Source organism: Escherichia sp. WS1450, from assembly GCF_046487395.1.
GTDB classification, from domain to species: Bacteria; Pseudomonadota; Gammaproteobacteria; order Enterobacterales; family Enterobacteriaceae; genus Escherichia; species Escherichia coli.
The window spans coordinates 1-8,294 of record NZ_JBJQJO010000052.1 but is presented as its reverse complement, the minus strand read 5'-3'; the positions used below and the strand labels follow the sequence as shown (position 1 = coordinate 8,294).

General features: G+C 53.3%; 9 protein-coding genes and 2 pseudogenes. 2 read left to right on the top strand and 9 right to left on the bottom strand.

All coding sequences use genetic code 11. The annotated features are described in order from the left end of the window. Positions 1 to 51: 51 nt before the first annotated feature. Together ACJHYR_RS26240 and sul2 are read right to left on the bottom strand one after the other, a co-directional pair. Positions 52 to 354 carry a phosphoglucosamine mutase gene (locus ACJHYR_RS26240; RefSeq protein WP_000251875.1) on the bottom strand — a complete coding sequence of 101 codons (303 nt, stop codon included), beginning with the start codon at positions 352 to 354 and terminating at the stop codon, positions 52 to 54. A gap of 86 nt (positions 355 to 440) precedes the next feature. Next, entirely contained in the window at positions 441 to 1,256 is an 816-nt protein-coding gene (gene sul2, locus ACJHYR_RS26235) for a sulfonamide-resistant dihydropteroate synthase Sul2 (protein ID WP_001043260.1), read from the bottom strand. Between the two features lie 89 nt (positions 1,257 to 1,345). Here sul2 and ACJHYR_RS26230 point away from each other — a divergent pair. Continuing rightward, positions 1,346 to 2,436 (top strand): IS4-like element ISAba1 family transposase gene (locus ACJHYR_RS26230; protein ID WP_085940648.1). Its coding sequence is split into 2 segments (ribosomal slippage): positions 1,346 to 1,886 and positions 1,886 to 2,436, totalling 1,092 coding nucleotides; the frame shifts between segments, so codons are not numbered across the junction. Between the two features lie 196 nt (positions 2,437 to 2,632). Here the strand turns inward: ACJHYR_RS26230 and ACJHYR_RS26225 are convergent. The 3 genes and pseudogenes from ACJHYR_RS26225 to ACJHYR_RS26215 form a co-directional block, all read right to left on the bottom strand. After that, entirely contained in the window at positions 2,633 to 3,118 is a 486-nt protein-coding gene (locus tag ACJHYR_RS26225; protein WP_006581703.1) for a hypothetical protein, read from the bottom strand. 37 nt (positions 3,119 to 3,155) lie between these two features. After that, positions 3,156 to 3,284 (bottom strand): hypothetical protein, encoded by a 129-nt coding sequence (locus ACJHYR_RS26220; protein ID WP_032073144.1) that lies wholly within the window; start codon positions 3,282 to 3,284, stop codon positions 3,156 to 3,158. Between the two features lie 59 nt (positions 3,285 to 3,343). Beyond that, positions 3,344 to 4,843 (bottom strand): annotated as a pseudogene (locus ACJHYR_RS26215) (Tn3 family transposase); the annotation flags it as partial. Positions 4,844 to 4,928: 85 nt separating this feature from the next. On the opposite strand from ACJHYR_RS26215, the gene ACJHYR_RS26210 reads away from it, so the two are divergent. Next, on the top strand, positions 4,929 to 5,681 hold the full coding sequence (locus ACJHYR_RS26210) for an IS6 family transposase (protein ID WP_000602738.1): 753 nt from the start codon (positions 4,929 to 4,931) through the stop codon (positions 5,679 to 5,681). 62 nt (positions 5,682 to 5,743) lie between these two features. Here the strand turns inward: ACJHYR_RS26210 and ACJHYR_RS26205 are convergent. From ACJHYR_RS26205 to aac(3)-IVa, 4 genes and pseudogenes are all read right to left on the bottom strand, one after another. Then, positions 5,744 to 6,028 (bottom strand): annotated as a pseudogene (locus ACJHYR_RS26205) (AAC(3) family N-acetyltransferase); the annotation flags it as partial. Between the two features lie 74 nt (positions 6,029 to 6,102). Next, the gene (gene aph(4)-Ia, locus ACJHYR_RS26200) at positions 6,103 to 7,128 is read right to left on the bottom strand and encodes an aminoglycoside O-phosphotransferase APH(4)-Ia (protein WP_000742814.1); all 1,026 of its coding nucleotides are present in this window, start codon (positions 7,126 to 7,128) and stop codon (positions 6,103 to 6,105) included. Beyond that, positions 7,115 to 7,336, bottom strand: a complete 222-nt coding sequence (locus ACJHYR_RS26195; protein ID WP_000171321.1) for a hypothetical protein — start codon at positions 7,334 to 7,336, stop codon at positions 7,115 to 7,117. Before ACJHYR_RS26195 ends, aph(4)-Ia begins: the two co-directional genes overlap by 14 nt. A 20-nt stretch (positions 7,337 to 7,356) precedes the next feature. Beyond that, complete coding sequence (gene aac(3)-IVa, locus ACJHYR_RS26190; RefSeq protein WP_001199192.1) at positions 7,357 to 8,133, bottom strand: aminoglycoside N-acetyltransferase AAC(3)-IVa; 777 nt, start codon at positions 8,131 to 8,133, stop codon at positions 7,357 to 7,359. Positions 8,134 to 8,294: the final 161 nt, after the last annotated feature.

Genomic DNA, 8,294 nt, shown 5'->3' with positions numbered 1-8,294 from the left:
GCTGGCTCCCCGTCAGCCGGATTGGGTTGCATCGCAGGGGTGTCGAAAGAGTCAACTGCGGTCCAAAGCTGTTGGACTTGGGTGAAAAGGGCGTTTATTCTTCCTATACGTTGTCGGCAGCGGGCCAAAAAGGAATACGTCCATGCCCATCGAGGTGAAACCGGCTGTGAGCGCGGGTTCAAGCATATAGCCCGACAGGCGCGTATCCTTGCCGATCACGACACGATGGCGGTGGTCACCGCGACGAAAGACACGGCCAGCCGCCATGCCGACGCGCAAGGCGGTTTCCGCCGTCATCGCGCCTTCGTTGGCTTTGCCACGAATACCGTCTGTGCCGAAATATTTGCGCACCATAAGGTCGATTATCCTGTCGTCGGGTCGCCCTCAAAGGGGACATGCCTGCTGAACCGCGAATATAGAGAAATATCCCGAATGTGCAGTTAACGAATTCTTGCGGTTTCTTTCAGCGCCGCCAATACCGCCAGCCCGTCGCGCAAGGGGCGCGGCTCGTGTGTGCGGATGAAGTCAGCTCCACCTGCGGCGGCGGCAAGCTCTGCAGCGAGTGTCGCGGCCCCGACATCCCCCGGACCACGGCCTGTGAGCGCGCGCAGAAAGGATTTGCGCGAAACAGACAGAAGCACCGGCAAATCGAAGCGCAGCCGCAATTCATCGAACCGCGCCAGCACCGAGAGCGAGGTTTCGGGAGCAGCCCCCAGAAAAAACCCCATGCCGGGATCAAGGACAAGGCGGTTGCGTTTGATACCGGCACCCGTCAGCGCCGCGATGCGCGCGTCAAAGAACGCCGCAATGTGATCCATGATGTCGCCAGCGGGTGCCTCGCGCCGATCTGCCTGCCCGTCTTGCACCGAATGCATAACGACGAGTTTGGCAGATGATTTCGCCAATTGCGGATAGAACGCAGCGTCTGGAAAACCGCGAATATCATTGAGATAGGCCACACCACGCGACAAGGCATAGGCTTGCGTCGCGGGTTGATAACTGTCGAGCGAGACGGGAATGCCATCTGCCTTGAGCGCGTCCAGCACCGGCGCGATACGCGCGATTTCTGTGTCGGACGAAACAGGCGCGGCGTCGGGATTGCTGGATGCCGGACCGAGGTCGATCACATCTGCCCCCTCGGCCATCAGCTTACGCGCCTGCGCAATGGCTGCGTCTGGCGCCAGATACCGGCCTCCATCGGAGAAACTGTCCGAGGTTATGTTGACGATGCCGAAAATGATGAGCGATTTATTCATGGGGGCTTCTATAATAATCTCTGTACACGACAAAAATAGATAACTCATTGAAATAATGTCACAATAATTGTTTTCTAACGACGAATACTATGACACATCTCAATGAGTTATATCTTATCTTAAACAAATCTCTAAAATGGAACAAGTCACATTTAAAGTGCTTTGCGCTCATCATGCTTGTGATTATTTTAAAGCAAACATGTAATCTTTCTTCTGCATCTAAAGCCTTGCCCATCAAGTGTTTACCACAATCATTTTATCGACGTATGCAGCGCTTCTTTGCAGGTCAGTATTTTGATTATCGTCAAATTTCTCAGTTGATTTTCAATATGTTTTCATTCGACCAAGTGCAACTGACTTTAGATAGAACCAATTGGAAATGGGGAAAACGAAATATTAATATCCTGATGCTCGCAATCGTTTATCGTGGAATAGCGATACCTATCCTTTGGACATTGCTTAATAAACGTGGAAATTCAGATACGAAAGAGCGTATTGCTTTGATTCAACGCTTTATAGCCATTTTTGGTAAAGACCGTATTGTGAATGTGTTCGCAGACAGAGAGTTTATCGGTGAGCAGTGGTTTACATGGTTAATTGAACAAGACATCAACTTCTGCATTCGTGTTAAAAAAACTTCATTGTCACCAATCATTTAGGAAAGAATCATAAAATTAGTGATTTATTTCGCCATCTTAAAGTTGGTCAAATTGAATGTCGTAAACGACGGATTTTGGTTGGTCGGGTGAAACTATATATAAGTGCACTACAGTTAGAAAATGGAGAGCTTTTACTCGTCGTTTCTCCTCAGTTTAATGCCAATGCTATTCAGGATTATGCATTACGCTGGGAAATTGAAACCTTATTCAGTTGTCTCAAAGGACGCGGGTTTAATCTTGAAAATACGCGCTTGACAGACCCTAGACGAGTGAAAAAATTGATTGCGGTGTTAGCTATAAGCTTCTGTTGGTGTTACTTAACGGGTGAATGGCAACATAATCAAAAAAAAGCGATAAAAATAAAGAAGCATGGACGACTCTCAATGAGTTTATTTCGCTATGGTTTAGACTATGTTCAAATGGCGATTCAGCGTTTAATTGGTTTTGGGAAAAAAGAAGAGTTTAAGGAAATTTTGGCAATTTTAAGAAAGCAGAATCCTGATAGGATAAGGGTTCTGTGAAATTTGTCGTGTACAGAGTATAATAATAATAATCGAGCATGAGTCTCATACGGATGCTCGGGTCGAAAGGGAATCCCCAGGCGAGTAACCTGTTTGCGGTGATCCATTAGCTGCAGGAGCAGAAGAGCATACATCTGGAAGCAAAGCCAGGAAAGCGGCCTATGGAGCTGTGCGGCAGCGCTCAGTAGGCAATTTTTCAAAATATTGTTAAGCCTTTTCTGAGCATGGTATTTTTCATGGTATTACCAATTAGCAGGAAAATAAGCCATTGAATATAAAAGATAAAAATGTCTTGTTTACAATAAAGTGGGAGTAGTAATTTCGTTACTTTGTTTAGAATTTCTTCAGAAATATTTCTTAATAAATCGTGTTTTTCAACAAGCGTAAAATTACTTTCTAAAATCTCTTGTTGTTTAGCTCGAGTTTGGGTATAAGCCCCATAATAAAATTGACGAGGATCTTTAAGCACGTACCAATCTTTCATTTGGATTACAGTACGGCCCTTATCGTAAAGATCAAATTCAGGCTGCCATAAAGGTTTGTAATGAAAATTAATTTCTTCCTGAATATCGTAGGTCGCTTCTTGATAACGTGAAGCTGGTTTATCACCAAATCTTTTTTCAATATAAGCATAAGTATTTCTTAAAGGCTTAACTGAAGATGTTTTAATATCAATTTGCATATAAATCTTCCTGATTTTTTAATAAAGACTAGAGTTTTTATTCTCTAATACCGGCCTGTCCAAATCGCCACTTCATGCGGTCATATTCAATCTTTGCAAAATCATCCGTACTTAGGTGCTGTACTTGATGGTGTGCGCAGAATTCTTCAAAAGCCTTGACTGGCATAATCATTTCTACAGCTAACTCTGGATGGGGTCGTTTGCGGGAGGGGGCGGAATCCTACGCTAAGGCTTTGGCCAGCGATATTCTCCGGTGAGATTGATGTGTTCCCATCCGAGCGGCGAAACATGGGCCAAGAGATCGGGCGATAGCAGCTTTCCATCGCGTTTCTGGTTTGCAACGACCTCGCCGAGCTTCATGGTGTTCCAGAAGATGATGATGGCGGCGAGCAGATTCATGCCGGCGATGCGGTAATGCTGGCCTTCGGCGGAACGGTCGCGGATTTCACCGCGGCGGTGGAAGCTGATTGCCCGCTTCAGCGCATGATGAGCTTCGCCTTTGTTGAGCCCGATCTGGGCACGCCGTTGGAGTTCGGCATCCAGAATCCAGTCGATCATGAACAGGGTGCGCTCGACGCGACCGACTTCCCGCAGGGCTGTCGCGAGCTCGTTCTGCCGCGGATAGGAGGCGAGTTTCCGCAGAATCTGGCTTGGCGCGACGGTCCCGGCAGCAATGGTGGCGGCGATGCGCAGGATGTCGGGCCAATTGCGCTCGATCATGGCTTGGTTGACCTTTCCGCCGATCAACGCTCGCAGGTGCGCCGGGGCGGCCGACGGATTGAACGCGTAGAGCCGTTTGGATGGCAGGTCGCGGATGCGCGGAGCGAACCGGTAGCCGAGAATGGCACATGCGGCAAAGACGTGATCGGTGAAGCCGCCCGTGTCGGTGAACTGCTCGCGGATATGGCGTCCAGCATCGTTCATCAGCAGGCCATCGAGGATGTAAGGCGCTTCGCTTGCCGTTGCAGGAATCACCTGGGTTGCGAACGGCGCATATTGGTCGGAGACGTGGCTATAGGCTTTCAGGCCCGGGGTATTGCCATATTTCGCGTTGACCAGGTTCATGGCCTCACCTTGCTCTGTAGCGACGAAGAACTGTCCGTCGCTCGAAGCCGACGTGCCCATGCCCCAGAACCGGGCCATGGGTAACGCTGCCTGTGCCTCGACCACCATGGCCAGCGCCCGGTCATAGGCTTCGCCCTCGACATGCCACCGTCCAATGCGGATCAATTCCCAGAAGGTGTGGGTGTTTGTCGCATCCGCCATTTTGCGCAAGCCGAGGTTGATCCCTTCCGCCAAGATAACGTTCATTAGCCCGATCCGGTCAGCGCAGGGTGCTCCTGTGCGCAGATGGGTGAACGCTTCGGTGAAGCCGGTCGCCGCATCCACCTCCAGCAGGAGATCGGTGATGCGCGTGGGCGGGATCTGCTTGTAGAGATCGAGCACCAGATCTTCGGCGCCTGTCGGCGCGGCGGCTTCGAGTTTCTCGATATGCAGAACGCCGTTTTCAATCGACCCGCCCGGGATCGTGCCTGCGCGAGCGGCACGGCCAAGCTCGCGCAACCGCATGTCGAGGCGAGCTTGCCGGTCTGCCAGCCATTCCTCCGGCCGCAATGGCACAGCGAGACGACCGCCTTCCGCGATGGATTGTGCCGGAACGAGTGCGTGTTTCAGATCGCCATAGCGCCGGGACCTAGTAAGCCAGACATCTCCGGAGCGGAACGCATGGCCTTGTCGCAAATTCTTCAGGTTAACTCGATGTTGACCATGGGGAGAGAAGTTGCCGCTCCTGATATTGCGGAGCGAGCCGATGATTTTGAATACCATTGCCGAAAAGCTGAAGCGCCAGTCGAAGGATGATTTCAAGGGCAGGCATTTCGAGGCCTGGCTGATTGTACAGGCGGTTGCCTGGTACTTGCGCTACCCGCTCAGCTATCGTGACTTGGAAGAGATGTTTCGCGAGCGGGGCTTCGAGGTCGATCATAGCACGATCAACCGCTGGGTATTGGCTTATGCACCTGTCATCGAGAAACGGCTGCGGCAGTTTCGTCGACCCCATTGCGGCTCGGTCCGGATTGATGAGACCTATGTCAAGATCCGCGGCAAATGGCGCTATCTGTACCGAGCCATCGATAAGCATGGCAATCCGGTGGATTTCCTGCTGACCGCTAAGCGCGATCTCGACGCTGCCAAGCGGTTCTTCCGAAAGATGCTTAAAGATGAACCCTTGTTGTCGCCGAACAGGATTGGGACGGACGGGGCCAACACCTTCCCGTCAACGATCAAAACGTCGGTTGATGATGGGCTTCTCCATCCCGATCCCGTGCATTATGTGACCAAACATCTCCAGCAGGGGATTGAGAGCGACCATTTCCGGGTGAAGAAGAACATGCCGAAGATCGGCGGTTTCCAATCCTTTAACACGGCGCGGCGAACCATCGCGGGTTTCGAGGCGATGCTGTGGCTGCGGAAGGGCTTTGGCTTTTCAGGCGGCTGGACCGTCAATGACCAGAATGATTTGCTTGCGCGCCTCTTCGGACTGCAAAAGGTTAACAAAGCATGAAAATACCGGCCTTGGCTGGGTGATAGCTGCCTCCAAAAGTGTTTGCGACACGCCCGGAACAATTCAGCCACTGCACCCATGTTCCGAGTTGGTGTGGTTTGCGGATCGTATGCCGGCATCTCGTTGCGCAAGATCTGCACCCAATCGGCAGGCACGGGCGGCGATCTCCAATCTGCGGGATCAGTCAGATCACCCGAGTGCGTGGGCATGACAATCGTGCCCTGGGGACCAACACAATCCAGAAGGGCCTGAATCACTGCGACCGGCCCTCCCGCGACCCAGCCGAGCGAGCTTAGCGAACTGTGGACGAGAACTGTGCCACCAAGCGTAAGGCCGTTCTCTCGCATTTGCCTTGCTAGGCTCGCGCGAGTTGCTGGCTGAGGCGTTCTCGAAATCAGCTCTTGTTCGGTCGGCATCTACTCTATTCCTTTGCCCTCGGACGAGTGCTGGGGCGTCGGTTTCCACTATCGGCGAGTACTTCTACACAGCCATCGGTCCAGACGGCCGCGCTTCTGCGGGCGATTTGTGTACGCCCGACAGTCCCGGCTCCGGATCGGACGATTGCGTCGCATCGACCCTGCGCCCAAGCTGCATCATCGAAATTGCCGTCAACCAAGCTCTGATAGAGTTGGTCAAGACCAATGCGGAGCATATACGCCCGGAGCCGCGGCGATCCTGCAAGCTCCGGATGCCTCCGCTCGAAGTAGCGCGTCTGCTGCTCCATACAAGCCAACCACGGCCTCCAGAAGAAGATGTTGGCGACCTCGTATTGGGAATCCCCGAACATCGCCTCGCTCCAGTCAATGACCGCTGTTATGCGGCCATTGTCCGTCAGGACATTGTTGGAGCCGAAATCCGCGTGCACGAGGTGCCGGACTTCGGGGCAGTCCTCGGCCCAAAGCATCAGCTCATCGAGAGCCTGCGCGACGGACGCACTGACGGTGTCGTCCATCACAGTTTGCCAGTGATACACATGGGGATCAGCAATCGCGCATATGAAATCACGCCATGTAGTGTATTGACCGATTCCTTGCGGTCCGAATGGGCCGAACCCGCTCGTCTGGCTAAGATCGGCCGCAGCGATCGCATCCATGGCCTCCGCGACCGGCTGCAGAACAGCGGGCAGTTCGGTTTCAGGCAGGTCTTGCAACGTGACACCCTGTGCACGGCGGGAGATGCAATAGGTCAGGCTCTCGCTGAATTCCCCAATGTCAAGCACTTCCGGAATCGGGAGCGCGGCCGATGCAAAGTGCCGATAAACATAACGATCTTTGTAGAAACCATCGGCGCAGCTATTTACCCGCAGGACATATCCACGCCCTCCTACATCGAAGCTGAAAGCACGAGATTCTTCGCCCTCCGAGAGCTGCATCAGGTCGGAGACGCTGTCGAACTTTTCGATCAGAAACTTCTCGACAGACGTCGCGGTGAGTTCAGGCTTTTTCATATCTCATTGCCCCCGGACGAGCGTCTGCTCCGCCATTCGCCGTCCGCCGTGCCAATCGGATCAGCCGTCCAAATGCGGGATTTTCGTTAGTCGGAGGCCAAACGGCATTGAGCGTCAGCATATCATCAGCGAGCTGAAGAAAGACAATCCCCGATCCGCTCCACGTGTTGCCCCAGCAATCAGCGCGACCTTGCCCCTCCAACGTCATCTCGTTCTCCGCTCATGAGCTCAGCCAATCGACTGGCGAGCGGCATCGCATTCTTCGCATCCCGCCTCTGGCGGATGCAGGAAGATCAACGGATCTCGGCCCAGTTGACCCAGGGCTGTCGCCACAATGTCGCGGGAGCGAATCAACCGAGCAAAGGCATGACCGACTGGACCTTCCTTCTGAAGGCTCTTCTCCTTGAGCCACCTGTCCGCCAAGGCAAAGCGCTCACAGCAGTGGTCATTCTCGAGATAATCGACGCGTACCAACTTGCCATCCTGAAGAATGGTGCAGTGTCTCGGCACCCCATAGGGAACCTTTGCCATCAACTCGGCAAGATGCAGCGTCGTGTTGGCATCGTGTCCCACGCCGAGGAGAAGTACCTGCCCATCGAGTTCATGGACACGGGCGACCGGGCTTGCAGGCGAGTGAGGTGGCAGGGGCAATGGATCAGAGATGATCTGCTCTGCCTGTGGCCCCGCTGCCGCAAAGGCAAATGGATGGGCGCTGCGCTTTACATTTGGCAGGCGCCAGAATGTGTCAGAGACAACTCCAAGGTCCGGTGTAACGGGCGACGTGGCAGGATCGAACGGCTCGTCGTCCAGACCTGACCACGAGGGCATGACGAGCGTCCCTCCCGGACCCAGCGCAGCACGCAGGGCCTCGATCAGTCCAAGTGGCCCATCTTCGAGGGGCCGGACGCTACGGAAGGAGCTGTGGACCAGCAGCACACCGCCGGGGGTAACCCCAAGGTTGAGAAGCTGACCGATGAGCTCGGCTTTTCGCCATTCGTATTGCACGACATTGCACTCCACCGCTGATGACATCAGTCGATCATAGCACGATCAACGGCACTGTTGCAAATAGTCGGTGGTGATAAACTTATCATCCCCTTTTGCTGATGGAGCTGCACATGAACCCATTCAAAGGCCGGCATTTTCAGCGTGACATCATTCTGTGG

What these genes read in the sequence shown, in the direction of transcription:
- ACJHYR_RS26240 (WP_000251875.1), bottom strand. Translation starts at nt 354, where the DNA reads ATGGTGCGCAAATATTTCGGCACAGACGGTATTCGTGGCAAAGCCAAC.
- sul2 (WP_001043260.1), bottom strand. Translation starts at nt 1,256, where the DNA reads ATGAATAAATCGCTCATCATTTTCGGCATCGTCAACATAACCTCGGAC.
- ACJHYR_RS26225 (WP_006581703.1), bottom strand. Translation starts at nt 3,118, where the DNA reads ATGCAAATTGATATTAAAACATCTTCAGTTAAGCCTTTAAGAAATACT.
- ACJHYR_RS26220 (WP_032073144.1), bottom strand. Translation starts at nt 3,284, where the DNA reads ATGCCAGTCAAGGCTTTTGAAGAATTCTGCGCACACCATCAAGTACAG.
- ACJHYR_RS26210 (WP_000602738.1), top strand. Translation starts at nt 4,929, where the DNA reads ATGATTTTGAATACCATTGCCGAAAAGCTGAAGCGCCAGTCGAAGGAT.
- ACJHYR_RS26195 (WP_000171321.1), bottom strand. Translation starts at nt 7,336, where the DNA reads ATGACGTTGGAGGGGCAAGGTCGCGCTGATTGCTGGGGCAACACGTGG.